This is a genomic window from Lysinibacillus sp. NPDC093688 (assembly GCF_050280145.1).
GTDB classification, from domain to species: Bacteria; Bacillota; Bacilli; order Bacillales_A; family Planococcaceae; genus Lysinibacillus; species Lysinibacillus xylanilyticus_B.
Genome location: NZ_JBNNUX010000001.1, coordinates 52,611 through 73,361, shown reverse-complemented (window position 1 = coordinate 73,361; position 20,751 = coordinate 52,611). Strand labels below are relative to the sequence as shown.

Below are 20,751 nucleotides of genomic sequence, written 5' to 3'. Positions count from 1 at the left end.
ATCTTTTGTACCGAAAGCGTAGCGACAGGTTTAGAAGTCTACCACCTCTATAGGTGGCTTGATAAAAGTGTAATGGCGAATTGGAGGTAATACTATGGAAAGAAAAAGAATCGTCGTCAAAATTGGGAGTAGCTCCTTAACAAATGCAAAAGGTGAAATTGATAAAATACGTTTAATGGACCATGTTCAAGCGATAGCTGAATTAAAAAAATACGGTCATGAAGTATTGCTTGTTTCATCAGGTGCAGTAGCAGCAGGCTTTAAACAGCTAGGCTACCCTTCTCGTCCCGTCACATTAAAAGGTAAACAGGCTGCAGCGGCAGTTGGGCAAAGTTTACTGATTCAAACCTACAATGCTTTATTTAGCATTTATGATATTGTGCCCGCTCAAATTTTACTGACTCGCACTGATTTTTCTAAAAAAGAGCGTTATAAAAATGCCTGTGCCACATTTGAGGAATTATTAGAGCGCTCCATTCTACCTATCATTAACGAAAACGATACGGTATCTGTCAGCGAATTAACCTTTGGAGATAACGACATGTTATCGGCACTCGTCAGTGGTCTTATACATGCCGATCAGCTCATTATCTTAACAGACATCAATGGCTTGTATAATGCCAATCCAACTAAAAACCCTGATGCCCAACGTATTGATCGTTTAACAGAGGTATCTGATGAAATGCTTGGCTTTGCAGATGGTTCAGGGTCTAAGGTCGGTACAGGTGGTATGGAATCCAAATTACTGGCAGCTCGAGCAGCTTTAAATGCAGGTGTCAAAGTGTTTATTGGAACTGGTCACGGTGCTAATAAGCTTGTCGATATAGTAGAAGGACGTGGTGATGGTACGTATGTAGAGCATGATGCGCTTGCTGTTTTAACGAATAATAAACAGTGGATTGCACTTACGGAAGTATCTGGTAAAATTTTTATAGATAGCGGTGCTGAACATGCATTATTGGCGAATGGGAAAAGCTTGTTGCCTGCTGGCGTATATCGTGTTGAAGGCGACTTCGCAAATGGCGACGTTGTCGAAGTCTATAGTGACAAAGGGCTACTTGGCCGTGGTGAGGTCTTATATTCTTCCCTAGAGTTAGCACATGCGATGGGAAAACGTACAGATGAGTTAGCGAACTATCCCATTGAGGTCATTCATCGAGATAAATGGCTAAAAATTCAAACAAGTTAAGGAGGAATTCACATGACGAGTGAAGTTCAACAAAAAGGAAAGCTGGCTAAGGCCGCGAGCTATATTTTAAATATTAAAACAACTTGCGAGAAAAATGAGGCTCTCACAAAAATTGCTGAGCAATTACTAATCGACCAAGATACGATCATTGCTGAAAATGCAAAGGATTTAGCAAATGGCGAGAAACAAGGGATGCCCGCTTCTACCCTCGATCGCATCATGCTTAACAAAGAACGAGTAGAGGCAATGTCAAATGCTATTCACTTACTAGTTGAATTAAATGATCCAGTTGGTAGTCTCTTAGAACGAATAGAAAAAGATAATGGCTTACTCATTGAAAAACGTCTAGTGCCAATTGGCGTTATCGGGATGATTTACGAGGCACGCCCTAATGTAACCGTGGATGCGGCAACTTTATCATTGAAAACTGGCAATGCAGTCATTTTACGTGGTAGCTCTTCTGCTAAATTTTCTAATGTAGCACTAGTGGCAAGTATTCATCGTGCACTTAGAAAAACGGCTATCCCTGCGGACGCTGTACAATTAATCGAGGATACAAATCGTGAAACTGTCAAAGAATTATTCCATTTAAAAGAATACTTAGATGTTTTAATTCCTCGTGGCGGAAAGGCACTTATTGACTTAGTAGTAAATGAAGCCACTGTACCAGTACTAGAAACAGGTGCTGGCAACTGTCATATTTATGTAGATCAAACGGCCGATTACTTAAAAACAGAAAAGATTTGTATCAACGCAAAAACACAGCGTCCTTCTGTTTGTAATGCCGCAGAAAGCTTACTGATTCATCCTGAATGGTTTCATGAGCATGGCAAACAGCTACTAAGTGCTCTACATCAAGCTGGTGTGACAATTATCGGTGATGACACCGTTTGTCAAACTCTTGATTTCGCGCAACTAGCAACTGTAGAAGACTATGCAACTGAATATTTAGATTTAAAGATCAGCGTTAAAATTGTGGAAAATGTTAATGAAGCAATTGAGCACATTAATAAATATGGCACGAACCACTCTGAAGCCATCATGACAGAGGATCAGTTAGTAGCAGATACTTTCTTACATAGCGTGGATGCTGCTGCTGTTTATCACAATGCCTCCACTCGCTTCACAGACGGCTTTGAATTTGGCTACGGTGCAGAAATCGGCATTAGTACGCAAAAATTACATGCTCGAGGACCAATGGGGTTACCTGCGTTAACATCTACAAAGTATTACATTCACGGTAACGGCCAAATCCGCGAATAATTGTAGAACAATAAAAGCCGACAGTTCACATACACTGTCGGCTTTCTTCGCTTATTTTATGAAGCTTTAGGATTGAAAGATTTGTAGAGGGACGTGGCGGGTTTTACTCCTAGCCGAGTAGTTCCATCCTCTCTACGTGAGCGAAAAACTTTGATAACGGGGCGAGATAAACGTTAAGTCTCCCCTACTTTCACAAGCGTCAAAAATTATAATAGAAAGAAGGTTTTATATGAACAGGTCAGCGATTATCAAACTAACTGTTTCAATGGCTCTTTTCGGCTCTATTGGTTTTTTCACCGTTCATACGGGTGTACCTGCAATCGAGCTAGTATTTATTAGATGTATTTGCGCTACCCTCTTCCTTGGCGGAATGTGGCTTATCACTGGTGGTCATAAGACGGAGAAATGGGATAAAAACGAAATAATACGTACACTTCTATGTGGTGTCTTTATTGTCTTAAACTGGGTATTTTTATTTAAAGCATTTGAAGAAATGTCGATTTCCATTGCCATTTCTATCTATAATTTAGCACCAATATTCGTATTAATTTTTGGCGCATTGTTTTTAAAAGAAAAGATGACTATTCAAGCTTTACTAGCAACACTAACTTGTTTTATCGGCAGTATGTTTATTATTGGTTTAAATAATTTTATGTCAGTCTCTGAATTTATGAAATCAGGCTTTATTTGGGCATTACTGTCTGCATTATTTTACGCATTTACGATGTTAACAAGTAAAACGATCACAAAGCTTAGCTCCTACGCATTAACATATATCCAAACAACGGTCGGAATTATCATACTATTGCCATTTGTTAATTTTTCATTATTTGAAGGCTTAACAGCTACAAACTGGCTATATATTTTAGGAACAGGTTTTATTCATACCGGATTTGTTTACTATTTATTCTTTGATAGTATTCGTAGCCTCTCTACTATATTAGTTTCAGTATTAGTATTTGTTGACCCTGTTGTGGCTATATTGCTTGATATGCTGTTGCTTGATTTTATGCCGAGCTTCATGCAAACGGCTGGTATTGTATTAATTTTCGGTGGTATTTTCTACACTATTTACGTACCAAAGAAAAAGCGAGTGTCTCGTAGCGGAAGCGAAGCGTCAGCTATGGAACCCCCCCACCTCTAAAGGTGAAAAGGTGGATGCGGTGTGGTTCCTTTTCAGTGGATATCTAAACACCTACTGCAATAAGGAGCTCAGTCTAAGTACGTCAAGGGCAAGGTGATGAAGGTCGTGCTGAGCGACAGATTGAATTGAAGGCGACGGAACGAACTGGCAGAACGACGGATACAAAGCGCTTAGCGACGGAAAGGTCGGGCAGATCGACGGATAGAAATGACAAAGCGACGGAAAGCCCACGCCCTGTGGCAATTTTTCTGTGCAAAAGCAAAGCGTCAGCAACAAATGTTTTCTGTGCAAAAGCAAAGCGTCAGCAACAAATGTTTTCTGTGCGAAAGCAAAGCATCAGCAACAAATGTTTTCTGTGCGAAAGCAAAGCATCAGCAATAATTACGCTAAGGCGAAATTGATACAAAGGAGGTTTTTCCATGAGTAAACTTTATGCAATTGGTGAATTATTAATTGATTTTACACCTACTGAACAAAATGCCTCCCTAGCTACAGTTGAGCAATTTACTAAAAATGCAGGTGGGGCCCCTGCCAATGTTGCAGCTGTTTGTGCAAAGCTTGAGCAACAAGCAGCCCTCCTTACACAAGTAGGTCAGGATGCTTTTGGAGATTTTCTAGTAGAAACATTAAAAAAAGCCGATGTCGATACGAACTATATTGTTCAAACTGTTGAGGGTGAAACAAGTCTAGCCTTTGTTTCACTGACAAGTGATGGAGGCCGTGATTTCTTATTTTATCGCCGCCACGCTGCAGATTTGCTATACAACAAAACGCAACTCCCAACTAGTCTATTAACAGATAAAGATATTCTTCATTTTTGTTCAGTTAATTTAGTCGAAAGCCCGATGAAATATGCACATGTAGCCTTGATTGAACAGGCACATCAGGCAGGTAGTCTCGTTTCTTTTGATCCAAATGTTCGCTTGCCACTATGGAATGATGCGAAGGCATGTCGTCAAACCATTTTAGAATTTTTACCAAAGGCCCATATCGTTAAATTGTCCGAGGAAGAGCTTTTATTTTTAACAGCGATTGAAGAGGAAAAAACAGCGGTCCATTCATTATTTCAAGGGAAAGTACAAGTAATTATCATTACTCGTGAAGCAGAAGGTGCAAGTCTTTATACGAAAAAGCTTCATGTTAAAGTACCAGCTGACAAGGTCCATGCGATTGATACAACTGGAGCGGGTGATGCCTTTATTGGTGCATTGTTAGCTATTCTCCTTAGCAAACAGATTACAGCAATCAATCTAATCGACTTTTGTCAGCAGCATGCTACCTCCCTCCTTACTTTCGCGAATAGCTATGCAGGCGCTTCGACAGAAAAACATGGGGCCATTGCCTCTTACCTTACTAAACAGGAATTGCTATTTAAAGAAGATATATTCCTTTGAAAATTTCGGAACTTATGAGGAGGAACTTCGATGAAGTCTATTACCAAAAAACGAACAAAAGCATTTCTAATTGATTTGGCACTTTCAACGGCTGTCACAGCTGGAGTAGAATATGTCCTGCGAAAAAAAGTAAAAAACGAGGCTATTCATGCCCTTGTCACACCGACTGTCGTTATGTGGTCACTTGAATTTGCACAATTACGTAAAAAAGGTCAAACAGTTGGCTACAAAAAGATGGGGTTAGTTCTTGAAAATGAAACTGGGAGTAAGCTGGCTCCCACTCAAATTATGAAACGGATGGCTTATCGTGACTCAATTAGCCCATTCGATTACTTGAAAAATCCAAAATCGTTCGAACAACAAAACGGACAACTTCTTCCTCACGATAACTTCTCAGGAACTGTTGTAAAGGAAATCTAGCAAATTAAGGCTGCTCAAAATATACTTTGGGTAGCCTGTTTTAAAATAAGGAGAGGATACACTTGAATTTGGATCATGTTGTTGAGGTTTTACTTGAAAGTCTAAAAGATGATCAATATATTGAAGCTGTATTTTTAAGAGGGTCCCTGGCTAGAGAGGAGCATGATGAATTTTCAGATATCGATATGTATTGCGTTGTAAAGGAAGAAAATATTGAAGCATTTTTGCCCAATCGCAAGAAGCATATTGAAAATTATATGAAAACATTATTCGTTGATGACATTTACATTATTGCCCCTCAGCTACTAGTCGTATATGAAGATATGATTCATATCGATTTATTTACCGTACCTCCCTCTGAAATAAGTGATAAAGATGCCATTAAAATATTATTTGATCCGAATGGAATCCTTACAGCTAAACAGAAAAATACAACTTTGTCATTAACGCAACTTGAATTTCAAGATGCTGTAGATGATACTATTTGGTATTTGTATCAATATTATTGGAGTGCTAAACGTGAAAATGAGATTTGGTGCGTTCATTTACTGCGGAATAGTTTAGAACATTTCGCTAAAGTACTCCTGCATAAATATTGCCCTGAACGAGCTGTACTTGGACTTAAAGCGCTAGATAAATCTTTGCCCACTGACCCATTAAATGAGATAGTCCATATCATGAATTGTATGAGCCTTGAAACACATGAGGTGGCCGTTAAGAAATTAGTGAACGCCTTCAATAATGAATCAGATTGGATATTTGCAAATGTGCCGAATAAAGAAAAAATCAAGCCATTATGGAAAAAAATAAAAGAGCTAATGTAATCAATTATGCGTCGGCATAATTGCCGCTGTCGCGCAGATAAACAATGCGTCCGGAATCGGCTTTGTGCTTAGGCCTGCACGAGGGCCGACACGATGTCGGTCATTTCGGTAATGCCACAGGACGTGGCGTTTTTACCGATGCTGTTCAGTTAGCCGTTATCGCATGGTTGCGATGATTTTAGGCTAACATCCCCTAAGAACTCATTTCCGATTCCGTGACATCCGCCGGAAGCTTTAGGCCAACAGATGTTTTTTGCGCGAAAGCGTAGTGCTAACGTAGCGGCAGCAGCACCGATGTTGGTCACTCAGGCGTGTGGTTGTTGCTGTCGCTTCGCTTTCGCACAGTTAAAACCGTGTTGCTGTCGCTTCGCTTTCGCACAGTTAAAACCGTGTTGCTGTCGCTTCGCTTTCGCACAGATAAATTGCCACAGGACGTGGCGTCCTTAGACTGAGTTCCTCTATTTCAGCGGGTGTTTGAAAACCCGCTGAAAGTAGTTAAAACAAAATAGCAAACTAACATAAAACTTAGTTTGCTATTTTTTAAATAAATACCGCTTATAATGGATACCCTACGCCTTATTAAATTGTTTTTTCATTAAAATATGTGGGATGCCACAATCCATAAATTCTTCACCTTCACGCTTATAGCCTAATTTTTCATAAAAGCCCTCTGCATAAGATTGCGCGTTTAATTTTGATTTTGTTAAACCTTTTTCAAGTGCTATTTCCTCTAAACGTTGGATAATTACTTTACCTAAACCAAATTGACGGAATTCTATTAATATACAAATACGCTCTAGTTTTCCATTGCCATCAACAACTCGCAGTCTACCAGTACCTACAGGTTGATCGTTATAGTACACAAGAATATGATCACATGCTGCATCTAGAGTGTCGAATTCATCAAATTCGTATTCCTCTGGTACCTTTTGCTCCTCAATAAATACTTTTTTACGAATGGCAAATGCAGTTTGTAAATCTTTTTCATCTATAATTTTTTTTGTGTTCATTTTTATATTCCTCCTCTTTTTTTGCTGTTTTAGGAGCGTGCTCTCCGTTGCTTGAACTTGCTTTTGCGCTGCTAACCCGCAGCTTGGAATAGAAAACCACCTGTAGTTATAAAGTGAAATTTCCTTGCATGGATGATAATATATAGTATAGAGTATTTTTTATTGCAATTACAATATTTTTTCGGAGGCAATCGATGAAGGAAATTTTGCGAGATATTGGTGCGATTGCGCGGGCACTTGATTCCATTAGTAATATTGAGTTTAAAGAGCTTGATTTAACAAAGGGACAGTATTTGTATGTCACTCGCATCTGTGAAAACCCTGGTATTATTCAAGAAAAGGTTGCTGAACTATTGAAGGTAGATCGCACAACTGCCTCCCGAGCGATTCAAAAGTTGGAGACAAAAGGTTTTGTAGAAAAGCGTAGTGAAGTTGGTAACAAGAAAAACAAACAACTTTTCCCAACAGAAAAAAGTTTAAAGATTTATCCGTTTTTAAAGCGAGAAGGAGACTATTCGAATGCTAGAGCATTAGGTGGTTTTTCTCCTGAAGAAATGGACAGTGTTCAAGACTTTTTAATTCGTATTCGTCAAAACATTGAAACTGATTGGGAATATGTAAAAAAAGGGAATAAACGAAATTATTAAAGGCGATTCCTTGCGCTTTTCGAGCATTTGGAATCGCCTTCCTTTACGAAGAATATCTTTTTCAATACAGCGACCATATCAAAATTGCAAACCTACGTTCAATGCATATATGCCTCTGTCTGTCTCTCATCCCGGTAACCCTTAGTACTGAATTCTATCTATTATTCTATTTAACATTGAAATTTTCTGATTAATCAAACATAATTATTGTACATCGAAGGGTAGGTGCTTACTTATGTCGAAACATCCTTTACTTGTACGTGATGTATTAAAGCGAAAGCATTTTGAATCTGCCAAGCTAATCGCAGGACAACAAGGTCTAAATCGACAAGTACTATGGACACATATATTAGAAATAAAAAATTTTGATACTTTAATAAATGGCGGAGAGCTCATTTTAACAACTGGTGTAGGTTTACAGTTAGAGCGTGAAACACAAATCGCTTATTTACAAAATCTTATTCGTAATGGTGCTGCAGCTCTTTGTATTGAGATTGGTGATTATTTTGATTATGTTCCTGTAGAACTGGTTGCTATGGCTAATGCTCATGATTTTCCTATCATCATTTTTGAAGAGGTTGTAAGATTTATCGATATTACGCAGGATCTACATACGTACATTATTAATCAGCATCAGCAAGCACTAACACAGCTTGATACGATATCAAAGACTTTTATGGAATTGTCGTTAATGCCAAATGGAATTTTGAAAATTTTACAGGTACTTCATCAAGATACCGATGCATTATTTTTATTTGTCTCAGAAGATACAAAAAGCTTTTATTATCCAATAGAAGCCAAAAAGTATTTACAGCTTATGGAGGACCACTGCCAGCAACTAGAATTACATGAACCTATTCAACTACTATCCATTGACAAAGATTATTTCGTCATCATTCCGGTCAATGGACTTGGACAAGTATGGGGCTATTTATGTATGCATTCTGTACTGCCGAAGCCAAGTGACTATACATTGTTAAACCTTGAACGTGCAACGATGTCTATTGCCCAAATATTAATGCGCAATCGAATGCTACAAGAACGCCAGCAAAGTCGTGAGGATGAATTTATCCTCTCCTTAATACAAGGTCAGCCTATTGATCTTCAGTATTATCAAAGCTATTTGCCAATGGAAAGTCGCAACTTATTTTATCGTGTAGTCGTATTTACTATTCTGGATTATGCCGATACCTTTACAGAGGAAGACTGGCAAGAAATACAGCTACAAAATGTCATGTTTGTTCGTTCCATCCTAAAAAAACTTGGCTTTTTCCCTACCGTTTCGGTTCGACAACATGAAATAATTATCCTTGCATTTTATATTGCAGCAGATGATATGGAAGAAAATCGTGACCCATTTAATCAAGCTGTACAGCAGATTATTGCCCGAAAAACACCGCAGCTTTTCGAGCAAATAACCCTTACCTTTGGCATTAGTAATGTATATCAATCCATTAACAACGTACATCAAGGCTATAAGGAGGCGAAAACAACCATTCAAATGCAACATAATGAACTTGCTTCTTCTATTTACTTCAAAGATTTAGGTGTTTACAGATTGTTATTACATCAGGATCATGCTGCTCTTTTACAATACGTTAAAGATTATTTACAAGAAATACTGTTAATTGATCAAAAGAACGGTAATGACCTTTATCAAACGCTCTGCGTATATTTAGCATGTAATGGTGCTAAAAATGATACAGCTGAACAATTATTTATTGTCCGCCAAACACTGTATAAACGAATTGAACGACTAGAAAATATTTTAGGTGCTGATTTTTTACAAGCCCCTCATCGTCTCAATATAGAAATAGCGGTGAAGGCTTATGAATTATTGAAAAAAACAGCACCTGATATTTTACGCTTTTGAACGCGGATCCATAAAATCGCGTAACGCATTGCTAAGCATATACAAACCTAATACAAGTACTGTAATAGCTCCACCTGGCGCATACGTGTACCAAGGGGCTCCCACTAAATAGGCTTGTGAATCTTTTAACATTCTTCCCCAACTAGGGTTTGGTGGCTGCACGCCAAGCCCTAAATAACTCAGTGCCGCCTCCGCAAGCATCGCAGTCGCAAAGGTTACAGTGGCAGCGACGATAATCTGCGATGAAATATTAGGTAATATATGGCGAAACATAATGCTATAAGGTTTTACGCCGATTAGCTTTGCTGCTAAAACATATTCAGTGTCACGATGTTGGACGAAACCACTACGTGTAATTCTGGCAATGGCTGGTATGGCGATAATACCCAATGCAATAGCCGTATTAACAATCCCTGGTCCAAATACCGCAACGAGCATTAAAGCTAGTATAATTCCTGGAAAGGCCATTAATGCATCCATCATGCGCATAAAAATTTCATCGATCCAGCCACCCACATACCCCGCTATACCACCAATTAAAATACCAAAAATTGTTCCGATAAATACTGTCAATAGTCCGACTGAAAAGGCCGTTTGTGTTCCTTTCATAATACGGCTAAAAATATCACGACCAAATTCATCCGTCCCAAAAAGATAATCACTACTTGGGCTACGTAATTTTTGAGGTATATTCATCGAATTCACATCATGTGGTGTATAAAAAAAGCTGATTATCATGATGATTAGAAAACCGACAATGACTAGTAGACCAATGATTAAATTAATATTTTTCAGGTATCTTTGTATATGTTTCATCGTATCCACCTCGCTCATCGTAATCGGATTCTAGGATCTAACACAGAATATAAAATATCGACCATAAAATTAATCATGACCACTGCTACAGTAATATACATAACGATTCCCTGTACTAATGGAAAATCACGATTACTAATAGCCGTGATGAGGAGTTGACCAACGCCTGGCAGTGAAAATACTTGCTCCACAATAATCGTTCCAGCAACAACTTCAGCCATGATTAATCCAAATACCGTTAATATTGGAATCATCGAATTTTTTAAGACATGCTTATACATAACATTTTGCTCAGACATCCCTTTACTACGAATCGTACGCACATAATCGAGCTGAACTTGCTCTAAAATTGCCGTACGAACATAGCGAAAATTGACCGCAATTTGTGGAATCGCAATTGTTAATGCTGGAAGAACGAGTGTACTTAATGCTCCTCCTACACTTTGCGTCCATGGAATATACCCACTTATTTTAAAGAAGCTGAACTGCAGTCCCACATATAAAATGAGTATCATTCCAAGCCAGAAAGAAGGAATGGCCATCCCAACTTGCGTCACTGTCGACAACGACATATCACTGAATCTATTTTGTCTTCTCGCCGCAAACATCCCCAATGGTAAGGAAATGAGTAACACAATTAAGAGGGTGAGCCCAGCCAATGACATCGTTACAGGTAGTCTATCAAACAGTAAATCTTTTACTGGCATTGAAAAACGAATGGAATTTCCTAATTCCCCTGTTAATAATCCCTTCATCCAATCTGTATATTGCTCATAAAGGGGGCGATTCAAGCCAAGCTCTGATCGCAAATTTTCAATTTGTGTGGGATCCGCTTCAGTACCTAACATTGTCCGAACCGGATCACCAGGTAAAATTTGAAAAACACCGAATGTAATTATCGACACTAGAAGGATGGTTGTTATTAACAGGATGAATCGACGTATCATATACATCATCAAGCACTCATCCCTTTCTAGTTGGAAAATTTAACTTCAGACATATCATGGAACCAGAATGGATAGCTCTTTAATCCAGTAACTTGCTTTTTAGAGCCCCAAACAATCTGATAATCTGCGATGTATACCGCAGCTGCTTGCTCAGCTAAAATTTCCTGTGCGCGATGGTAATAATCAATTTGTTTTGCCTGATCTCTTTCCTTTAAAACATCTGCCATAATTTTGTCGTATTCATCATTCTTAAATCTGAAGAAGTTTTCACTATCATTCGTTGAAATATAGTCATTTAAAATTTCATAGGCAGATGCACGACCTGTTAAATCGATTGTTGTCATTTGATAGTCGCGTCCAAAGTAAACTCGGTCTAGCCAAATGCCCCATTCTACAACTTCAATTTCTACATCAATACCGATTTCCTTTAAATTATCCGCTACGATTTGCGCGATATTTGAATACATACCATTATGTGAAGACACTGTAATTTTTGTTTTAAAGCCTTTAGGATAGCCCGCTTCTGCTAATAATGCTTTAGCTTTTTCCACATCACGCTTATACATATTTTCTAAGCCTTTCTTTTGATAGTCCCCCATCGCTGGACTCATATTTGAACCAAGTGGTACAGCATAGCCTGCATACACTGAGTCGATAATATCGGACTTACTAATCGCGTAATTAATTGCTTGACGTACCTTTACATTATCAAAAGGAGCTTTCGTTTCATTAAAGGTAACGATTAATGATGAGTTATTATTTTGGTGAGATAAGTTATAGTTATCTCCTACTTCACTTACGCGCTGCCAAGGTACACTCGTTAAATCGACTTCATTGGCCATTAAACTCATAATCGCTGCTTGATCATCCGATTGGAAGGTAAACGTCACTTTGTTCAAGTATGGTAACCCTTTTTTCCAGTAGTTTTCATTTTTCTTCAATTCTAAATTAGTACCTGGAGAGTATTTTACATAAGCAAATGGTCCAGTACCTATCGGGTTTTCATTATGCTTTCCATCATTGCTTTTTGGTAAAATAGCTGATTGTCGAGCAGTTAATGAATATAAGAAGTTAGAGTTCGGCTCTTTTAGCTTGATCACAAATGTATTGGCATCTGGTGCTTCTGTTGACGCAACATTATCAAAGCTGTTTGACATCTTTTCACCACCGTTTTTCCCCATTAAACGATCAAATGAATACTGAATATCCTCAACAGTTAAATCCTCACCATTATGAAACTTCACACCCGGACGAATATTAAATGTATAAGTTAAACCATCTTCAGATATTGCATAGCTTTCGGCTAACCCTTCTATTAAAGTTCCATCTGTTTGCGGTGCCATTAGTCCTTCAAAAATATTAAGAATCATTTGGTACGATATAGACGCTGTTGCTTTATGTGGATCTAAAAAATCTGGGTCGTCATTTATACGTACTACGATTTCTTGAGGTAAATCTGCTACTGACTTTCCTTCAGAACTTGCATCTTTTTTGTCATCATTTGAACAGGCACTCATTAGTAAAACTACTATCATTGTCAATAACAGCAACGACCAATTGTTCTTTAGCCTCATGTCATTTCCCCCTATTCCCTATGTGCTCATTATTTGAATGCTTTTATAGCTTTCTACTTCAGCTAATTTATCAGCAGCTTTAATACCAGTAATGATTGCTTCCTCCATAGCTCTTGTAGCCAAATGGCCCAAATAGTCTACTGGAAATCTTTTATCCCCTGTACCAAGCACGAAAATCGTATCCCCATCCAGCATTGTGTGTACTGGATAAATTGTTCGTGCAAGAGCATTTTGTGTAAGCTGAGCTATTTTTTTCGCCTCTGCTTTTGTCAGCTTGGCATTTACTGCAATGACACCGATTGTCGTATTCGTACCAGACAATGCTTCCGATTGCACATGCTCCTCTAAATACGTACAGCAATCCATCCATTCCCCTGTTTTTGGATCCCTTGCTCCTGCTAGCGTTTTTCTTGTAGTAGGATCTTTTACATCCCCAACAGCATTGACAGCAACAATGGCCCCCACTACAACACCCCCTTTACCAGCTAAAGAGGCGCTGCCTAGTCCCCCTTTCATACAAAATTGAGGACCCGCCAATTTCCCTACAGTCGCACCATAACCAGCTCCTATATTCCCATTTGCAAATGGACCAACAACCGCACTCTTAGCTGCTTCATAGCCCATTAGAGCAGTAGGTCTTGTCTTTGGATCACCGATAAATAAATCGAACAGCACCGCACTAGGAACGAGTGGAATTGTAGCAACACCTGCCTCTACGCCAACACCCCGCTCCTCTAGAAATTGCATGACTCCTGTCGCAGCATCCAATCCGAATGCACTTCCTCCAGACAAGCAAATCCCATGCACATACTCAATTTCGTTAATAGGATCAAGTGCATCAGTCTCTCGCGTGCCCGGTGCTGAACCTCTTACATCGACACCGCAAACTGCACCATTTTCCACTAAAATCGCTGTACATCCTGTAATTCCTTCACTATTTTCTGCATGCCCAACTTTAACTCCAGGCACATCCGAAATATTTCCAAACATCATCACACCCCACTTCATATAGACTGATTTTTCAATCTATTTATCATATAAAAAGCACGCTACCCGTTGATGTTTATTTTCTTCCCGAAGAACAGGCCGTTCCTGATGACATCTGTCCATCACATAGGGACAACGTGTATGAAACACACAGCCTACGGGAGGATTTATTGGGCTTGGCAATTCCCCCTGTAACGGTATTTCTTGTTTCGGTTCATCGAAATTGATCACTGGAATGGCGGATAGCAACGCCTGCGTATATGGATGCAGAGGATTAGCATATAATTCTTTCTTCGCGCCAATTTCCACCACCCTCCCCAAATACAACACAGCCACTCGATCGCTAATATGTTTCACAACACTTAAATCATGTGAAATAAATAAATAGGTCAAATGAAATTCATCCTGTAAATCCATCATTAAATTCAAGACCTGTGACTGCACCGAAACATCTAATGCAGATACAGGCTCGTCCGCAATAATGAACTCTGGATGAATAGCAAGAGCCCGCGCAATACCGATTCGTTGTCTTTGACCGCCAGAAAATTCATGCGGGAATTTTTGCATTGCATCTTCTGGTAGACCTACCTTCTGTAAAAGCTCCTTTACATGTTCTTTGCGCTGCTCTTTCGTTAATGTTAATTGTAGCTTCATCGGCTCTTCGATAATGGCACCTATTCGCATACGAGGATTGAGTGATGCAAAAGGATCCTGAAAAATCATTTGCATTTGATTGCGATAGGTTTGTAGTTTACTTCCCTTTAATTGCTGAATGGGCTGTCCTTTATATAAAATTTCTCCTTCCGTCGGTTCAACGAGTTTTAAAATAGTTCGGCCAAACGTCGATTTTCCGGAGCCGGATTCGCCTACGATCCCAAGCGTCTCACCTCGGAAAATTTCTAGAGAAATATCATCGACTGCTTTAATGACCTTTTTTTCTTCCTTCATCGATTTACGTTTCACAGGAAAGTAGGCTTTTAAATGGTTAATTTCAAGCAAAACTTCTTTTTTCGTCATGATCAAGCACCCCTTTCTCCGTAAATAAATGACAGCGTACTTTATGCTCGTCTTGAATATGGATTACTGCCGGCTGCACGTCATTGCACTGTTCCATCGCAAATGGACAGCGTGATGCAAAACGGCAGCCTTCTGGTAACGCATAAGCCGGTGGAACAGCGCCTGGAATTGACGGCAATCGTTTCACATCTGTCTCCATATTAGGCATTGTTTTTAAAAGAGCCGTTGTATACGGATGCTTTGGATTCATAAAAAGCTCTCGCACTGGAGCTTCTTCTACAATTTGTCCTGCATACATAACCATAACGCGATCTGCCGTTTCTGCTACTACGCTCATATCATGCGTAATAAATAAAATAGCTGAATGATGTTCTTCCTTCATCTTCATCATAAGCTTCAAAATTTGTGCCTGTACTGTTACATCAAGTGCCGTTGTTGGCTCATCAGCAATTAACAGTTGAGGGTTATTGGACATTGCAATCGCAATCATGACACGCTGGCGCATACCACCTGATAATTGGTGCGGATATTCAGCAATCACTTTTTCTGCATTGGCAATACCCACTTCTTTTAAAAGCTGTAGAGATTTCTCCCACGCCTCTTTTTTTGATGTCCTTTGATGTCTACGAATTCCTTCCATCATTTGATTGCCGATTGTAAACACAGGATCTAATGATGTCATTGGCTCTTGAAAAATCATACTAATTTCATTGCCTCTTATATTGCCCATTTCTTTATTTTTATAGTCTAAGAGATTTTTGCCATTCAGTTTAATGGTACCAGCTGTAATTTCTCCTGGTGGTATGGGCAGTAATCGCATAATTGATAACGATGTAATACTTTTTCCGCTTCCAGACTCACCTACAAGCGCAACCGTTTCTCCCTTACGAATCGTAAAGCTTACATCATCGACCACTTTCGCCTGTTGACCATTTTTTAAATGGAATTTTATTTTTAAATGATTTACCTCTAGGAGCACCTGATTTTCTTTTGGCTGATCCATATGCATCCCTCCATCTCACATTTCATTACATTTGATTAGGTGGTGCATAGCGTATTGCGATATTTTTCATTTGCGTATAATTTCTCAACGCGACAAAACCTTTTTCTCGTCCAATGCCGCTCTTTTTATAGCCACCAAACGGCATTTGAATTCCACCTGCTGCTCCATAGTTATTAACAAACACTTGTCCAGCTTTTACACGGCTTGCAACATAATGTGCAGTATCCAAATCCTTCGACCAAACGCCTGTAACTAAACCGTAATCTGTACTATTCGCTAAGGTAATCGCTTCATCAACCGTCCTAAACGTAAATACAGTCAACACTGGTCCGAAAATTTCCTCCTGCGCGAGTGGATCGTTCGCTTCTACTCCTGCAAGTATTGTTGGCTCAACATAATAGCCCTGTTCATAACCTTCAATCGTCAGTGTTTCACCACCAGTAACTACATAGCCATCTTCCTGCGCCTTTTGCAGTAGTGTTGAAATCTTCGTATATTGTCGTTCATTTAGAAGCGGGCCCATATCAACATCTGCTTCACCCGGACCAACTTTTAACGCTTGGAATTTTTGCACTAATTGTGCCATGAATTTTTCTTTGGCGCTTTCTTCAATTAGGAGTCTGGCTCCTGCAGAGCATGTTTGCCCGGCATTCTGAATAATGGCGCGTACAACTCCTTCAAGCGCCTGCTCCATGTTGGCATCCGCAAAAACAATATTTGGAGATTTTCCACCGAGCTCTAACGTCACAGGTACAACATTTTCAGCGGCTGACTTCATGACCGCAATGCCTGTTGGAACAGAGCCTGTAAACGTAATATGATTGATATCAGGATGGGATGTTAAATACGGTCCAACAGCACGACCTAAACCAGTAATATGCTGAAAAATGCCTCTTGGCACTTTATCCGCAAACCATTCCGTTATGGCATGTGTAGTTAATGGCGTATCTTCCGCACTTTTAACAATTACAGCATTGCCAGTAGCAATGGCAGCTGCTACACTTCTCGCTGTAATTTGAATAGGGTAATTCCAAGGCACGATATGTACGGTAATTCCGACAGGCTCTAACACTACCGCGTTTAAAATACCGTCTTCAATGGGAATCGTATCCCCCATTACTTTATCAGCAGCTCCTCCGTAAAACTCAAAATAGCGTGCTGCCGCTTCAATATCCGCTCTTGCTTGAGTTAACGGCTTTCCAACATCACGACATTCTAATAAACTCCATTCCTCTGCATGCAGACGTATATAGCGTGCAAGTTCAATAAGTAGCTGGCCACGTTCATAGGCCTTTATTTTCCGCCACTCTTCACTTTCAAACGCTACACGTGCAGCACGTACAGCCTCGTCAACTTGGGTTTTACTCGCATTCGTAATTTGGGCAATGACTCCACCAGTAGAGGGGTTCATGACATCCAATAATGCTTCCATACCACCATGTATCCACTCACCATTTATCAACATCGGAATTTTTTTCACGCTTATCCCTCCTATAGTCCACGACCACCGTCTACATGTAATGTCGTTCCTGTAACCATGCTCGCTGCATTAGAGAGTAAATAACTTACTGCTCCTGCAATGTCTGCTGGATTCACTAATCGCCCAAGTGGGACCGATTGAACAAAGACACTTTGCATTGTTTGCTCGACGTCCGCTCCTTGTGCCGTAAATTGAGCAAGCATCTGAGTATCGGCTGGCCCTGGGTGAATCGTATTCACACGTATTTGGAACGGCGCTAGCTCAATAGCCAAACCACGTGTAAAGCTCTCTGCCGCCCCTTTAGATGCTATATAAGCTTGTAAACCTGGGCGTGGTCGTACAGCAGAAATAGAAGCGATTGTGACAATGGAACCCTCTTGCCGCTCCTTCATATAAGGAACAACTGCCTTTGTTGTAATAAATAAGCTTTTTACATTGACATCCATTAACCGGTTCCACTCGTCCATCGTTACTTGCTCAATCGGTTTTGCTGCCTGCGCTATACCAAGTGCATTGACTAGTCCATCAATCCGTCCATACTCGTCAAAAATCTGTTTGAATACTTCGTTCACACGCTCCTCCTGTAAGACATTGACTTCAAAGCAGCGTAAGGCGTCCTGCTGCACTAAATCGCTTAGAGAAGCTACTGATAAATCAAGCCCTACTGCAATATTGCCTTTTGAAAGCTGTTCCTGAATAATGGCTTTTCCCATACCACCACCAGCACCTGTAACGATGATGACCTGTTGTTCTACTGCCATGCTATACACCCCTTGCAGCTAAATTCATTTTGATAATCTCCTGACAAATCGCATCACCCATTTGTGCTGTTGTCGCCTGTCCACCAATATCTGCGGTTTTCACAACACCTTCTCGAAGCACCTTCTCAATCGCACTCACAATTATCTGTTCTATATCTGGTCTCCCAATATGTCCAAGTAACAAAGCAAGTGACCAAATTTGTGCGACTGGGTTTGCTATGCCCTTTCCTGCAATATTTGGTGCTGACCCATGCACTGGCTCAAACATTGAGGGGAATTCCTTTTCCGGATTTATATTAGCTGACGGTGACAACCCAAGACCACCAACAATGGCTGATCCTAAATCTGATAAAATGTCCCCGAATAAATTGGAGGCCACAACAACCTGAAAATCTTGCGGGCGTTCCACGAAATAAGCTACTAAAGCGTCGATATAGATAGATTCTAGCTCTAGTGCTGGTGAACTTTGTGCAACAATTCTTCTAGCATGCTCATCCCAAAGTTTCATTGAGTGAATAATAGCATTCGATTTTGTCGCGCTCGTAATTTTTGTTTTGCCATTTTTATAGGCATAATCACAGGCGGCTTGGACAATTTTTTCAATACCGATACGTGTCATAATCGTATTTTGAATCGTCATTTCTTGTGACTGGTGATGATAAATTCGCCCACCACTATCGGAATATTCCCCCTCTGCATTTTCACGGAAGATCACAAAATCAATATCCCTTCCGTTAGCAAGCGGTGAGGCTATGCCGGGTAGTGATTTAATCGGACGGAAATTAACATATTGCTGAAAACTTTTTCGTATCGGCATAATTAATTCCCATACGGTAACGTCATCAGGAACACGAGCATCTCCAATAGCCCCGAATAATATCGCATCAAATTCTTTTAATATATCTAATGCATTACTTGGCATCATTCGACCGTGCTTGAGGTAATAATCTGAGCTCCAAGGAAAAATGGTTGTTTCTATTTGTAAAGACAAATCTTGTTCCTGCAAAGAATTCATTACCTTTAATGCTTCCTCCATAACTTCTTTCCCTATGCCATCCCCTGGAATAACCGCAATTTTTGTATGAGTCATTGTACATCACCTGCTAAAAACTTTAATGCTGCTAAACGGTAAATGGCTGTTGTTTCTGCTAATTCTTCAATATCGACATATTCGTCAATTTGATGAGGCATATCACGATCACCCGCTCCAACGGTAACAATGGGTACTCCGTGCACATGAAGGAACGTTCCATCCGTAGCCCCTGGAACACCGTTATATTTCGGCTCTTTTTCCGTTACCTCAGCGACTGCCTCATAAATGGCTTGTACAACAGGATCCTCCTGCGCTGTTGCTGTTGCAGGGCGGTTATCAAGCACTGTTAGCTCAACTTTAAAATCCGGATCATCTGCTTGCAGACGTTTAATAATTGCCTCAATTTTACCGAGAAGTTCCTCATGATCCTGTGCAGGAACTGTACGAATATCAAGTGTCGTCATACAGTGATCAGGAATGACATTAATTTGCGCATCGCCTTTTACAGGTGCTCGTAAAATCGTTGGTGTAATAGATGGCCAATTAAGCATCGGATCACGTCCTAAACGTGCTTGCTCTTCTTTTTCCAATTTTTCAAGCTCTACGATAAAACGTGCCATGCGCCAGTTCGGATTAATGCCACTCCAAGAAATCGCACCGTGCGCCATTTTACCAAAAATATCCACTTTCAAACGTATTGCCCCACGCTGTGCGATACAAACATTGTTTTCCTCTGGTTCACATATAATTGCTCCATCCACATCATCTGCCCAGCCATTTTTTATAAAATGTTTAATACCAAGCATTAGCCCTTCTTCATCACAAGGAATACATAAAATAATCTTGCCTGTAAATTCCTCCTGATCCAGTAACAACGACTGACAAGCTGTAATCATACACGAAAGATTTCCTTTTGTATCATTTGTACCTCGGCCATACATTCGACCATCAATAATTTCTGCACCGAAAGGGTCGTACGTCCATGCTTCACGATTTCCTTCAGTAACGACATCTGTGTGTCCTTCAAAGAGGAGTGTTTTTCCTGGCTTACCCGAATCAATAATACCAATGACATTCGGTCTGCCTGGTACAACCTCCTCAACATGTGTTTCAATCCCTAAATCACGTAAATATTGAGCGACATAATTCGCGACTTCTTGTTCATTGCCATTTGGATCATCTTCTCGGTAAACACTTTCTATGCGTACTAGCTTTTGTGTAAGCTCAATAACTGCTTCGCGGTCCCGTAAATAAGATTCTGTTGTCTTTAAACTAGTTATTGTCATTCAAACGCCCTCCTAAATTTATAGAATATTCCGAATTTAAATAATTCTATCATTATCCTATTAAACAAGTATTAGACAATTTG

The 20,751-nt window shown here is 39.8% G+C and carries 19 protein-coding genes; 8 read left to right on the top strand and 11 right to left on the bottom strand.

What is annotated here, in order from left to right:
• Positions 1 to 94 precede the first annotated feature (94 nt).
• From proB to ACQKN2_RS00320, 6 genes are all read left to right on the top strand, one after another.
• Positions 95 to 1,189 (top strand): glutamate 5-kinase, encoded by a 1,095-nt coding sequence (proB, locus tag ACQKN2_RS00345; RefSeq protein ID WP_427413146.1) that lies wholly within the window; start codon positions 95 to 97, stop codon positions 1,187 to 1,189.
• 12 nt (positions 1,190 to 1,201) lie between these two features.
• Complete coding sequence (locus tag ACQKN2_RS00340) at positions 1,202 to 2,452, top strand: glutamate-5-semialdehyde dehydrogenase (protein WP_427413145.1); 1,251 nt, start codon at positions 1,202 to 1,204, stop codon at positions 2,450 to 2,452.
• Between the two features lie 229 nt (positions 2,453 to 2,681).
• Positions 2,682 to 3,596, top strand: a complete 915-nt coding sequence (locus ACQKN2_RS00335; protein WP_427413144.1) for a DMT family transporter — start codon at positions 2,682 to 2,684, stop codon at positions 3,594 to 3,596.
• A 419-nt stretch (positions 3,597 to 4,015) separates the two neighbouring features.
• Positions 4,016 to 4,990, top strand: a complete 975-nt coding sequence (locus ACQKN2_RS00330; RefSeq protein WP_427413143.1) for a carbohydrate kinase family protein — start codon at positions 4,016 to 4,018, stop codon at positions 4,988 to 4,990.
• A 30-nt stretch (positions 4,991 to 5,020) separates the two neighbouring features.
• Positions 5,021 to 5,410, top strand: a complete 390-nt coding sequence (locus tag ACQKN2_RS00325) for an RDD family protein (RefSeq protein ID WP_427413142.1) — start codon at positions 5,021 to 5,023, stop codon at positions 5,408 to 5,410.
• A 62-nt stretch (positions 5,411 to 5,472) separates the two neighbouring features.
• Positions 5,473 to 6,234, top strand: a complete 762-nt coding sequence (locus ACQKN2_RS00320) for an aminoglycoside 6-adenylyltransferase (RefSeq protein WP_427413141.1) — start codon at positions 5,473 to 5,475, stop codon at positions 6,232 to 6,234.
• Positions 6,235 to 6,803: 569 nt separating this feature from the next.
• On the opposite strand, the gene ACQKN2_RS00315 is transcribed toward ACQKN2_RS00320, so the two are convergent.
• Positions 6,804 to 7,244, bottom strand: a complete 441-nt coding sequence (locus ACQKN2_RS00315; protein ID WP_427413140.1) for a GNAT family N-acetyltransferase — start codon at positions 7,242 to 7,244, stop codon at positions 6,804 to 6,806.
• A 194-nt stretch (positions 7,245 to 7,438) separates the two neighbouring features.
• Here ACQKN2_RS00315 and ACQKN2_RS00310 point away from each other — a divergent pair, with 194 nt between their 5' ends.
• Positions 7,439 to 7,891, top strand: coding sequence for a MarR family winged helix-turn-helix transcriptional regulator (locus ACQKN2_RS00310; protein WP_427413139.1), 453 nt, complete (start codon positions 7,439 to 7,441; stop codon positions 7,889 to 7,891).
• A gap of 235 nt (positions 7,892 to 8,126) precedes the next feature.
• Positions 8,127 to 9,764, top strand: a complete 1,638-nt coding sequence (locus ACQKN2_RS00305; protein WP_427413138.1) for a PucR family transcriptional regulator — start codon at positions 8,127 to 8,129, stop codon at positions 9,762 to 9,764.
• On the opposite strand, the gene ACQKN2_RS00300 is transcribed toward ACQKN2_RS00305, so the two are convergent.
• The 10 genes from ACQKN2_RS00300 to ACQKN2_RS00255 are packed head-to-tail and all read right to left on the bottom strand — an operon-like array spanning position 9,753 to position 20,668.
• On the bottom strand, positions 9,753 to 10,580 hold the full coding sequence (locus ACQKN2_RS00300; protein ID WP_427413137.1) for an ABC transporter permease: 828 nt from the start codon (positions 10,578 to 10,580) through the stop codon (positions 9,753 to 9,755). The two genes, ACQKN2_RS00305 and ACQKN2_RS00300, sit on opposite strands and share 12 nt — an antisense overlap.
• 14 nt (positions 10,581 to 10,594) lie before the next feature.
• Entirely contained in the window at positions 10,595 to 11,536 is a 942-nt protein-coding gene (locus tag ACQKN2_RS00295) for an ABC transporter permease (RefSeq protein ID WP_427413136.1), read from the bottom strand.
• A gap of 17 nt (positions 11,537 to 11,553) precedes the next feature.
• Positions 11,554 to 13,101 (bottom strand): ABC transporter substrate-binding protein, encoded by a 1,548-nt coding sequence (locus ACQKN2_RS00290; RefSeq protein ID WP_427413135.1) that lies wholly within the window; start codon positions 13,099 to 13,101, stop codon positions 11,554 to 11,556.
• 18 nt (positions 13,102 to 13,119) lie between these two features.
• Positions 13,120 to 14,091 (bottom strand): P1 family peptidase, encoded by a 972-nt coding sequence (locus ACQKN2_RS00285; RefSeq protein ID WP_427413490.1) that lies wholly within the window; start codon positions 14,089 to 14,091, stop codon positions 13,120 to 13,122.
• 36 nt (positions 14,092 to 14,127) lie between these two features.
• Positions 14,128 to 15,105, bottom strand: coding sequence for an ABC transporter ATP-binding protein (locus ACQKN2_RS00280; RefSeq protein ID WP_427413134.1), 978 nt, complete (start codon positions 15,103 to 15,105; stop codon positions 14,128 to 14,130).
• Positions 15,080 to 16,108, bottom strand: coding sequence for an ABC transporter ATP-binding protein (locus ACQKN2_RS00275; RefSeq protein WP_427413133.1), 1,029 nt, complete (start codon positions 16,106 to 16,108; stop codon positions 15,080 to 15,082). Before ACQKN2_RS00275 ends, ACQKN2_RS00280 begins: the two co-directional genes overlap by 26 nt.
• 25 nt (positions 16,109 to 16,133) lie before the next feature.
• Complete coding sequence (locus tag ACQKN2_RS00270) at positions 16,134 to 17,588, bottom strand: aldehyde dehydrogenase family protein (protein WP_427413132.1); 1,455 nt, start codon at positions 17,586 to 17,588, stop codon at positions 16,134 to 16,136.
• Between the two features lie 11 nt (positions 17,589 to 17,599).
• Positions 17,600 to 18,349 (bottom strand): SDR family NAD(P)-dependent oxidoreductase, encoded by a 750-nt coding sequence (locus ACQKN2_RS00265; protein WP_427413131.1) that lies wholly within the window; start codon positions 18,347 to 18,349, stop codon positions 17,600 to 17,602.
• Between the two features lies 1 nt (position 18,350).
• Positions 18,351 to 19,439, bottom strand: a complete 1,089-nt coding sequence (locus ACQKN2_RS00260) for a tartrate dehydrogenase (protein ID WP_427413130.1) — start codon at positions 19,437 to 19,439, stop codon at positions 18,351 to 18,353.
• Positions 19,436 to 20,668 carry a M20 family metallopeptidase gene (locus ACQKN2_RS00255; RefSeq protein WP_427413129.1) on the bottom strand — a complete coding sequence of 411 codons (1,233 nt, stop codon included), beginning with the start codon at positions 20,666 to 20,668 and terminating at the stop codon, positions 19,436 to 19,438. Before ACQKN2_RS00255 ends, ACQKN2_RS00260 begins: the two co-directional genes overlap by 4 nt.
• Between the last annotated feature and the right edge of the window lie 83 nt (positions 20,669 to 20,751).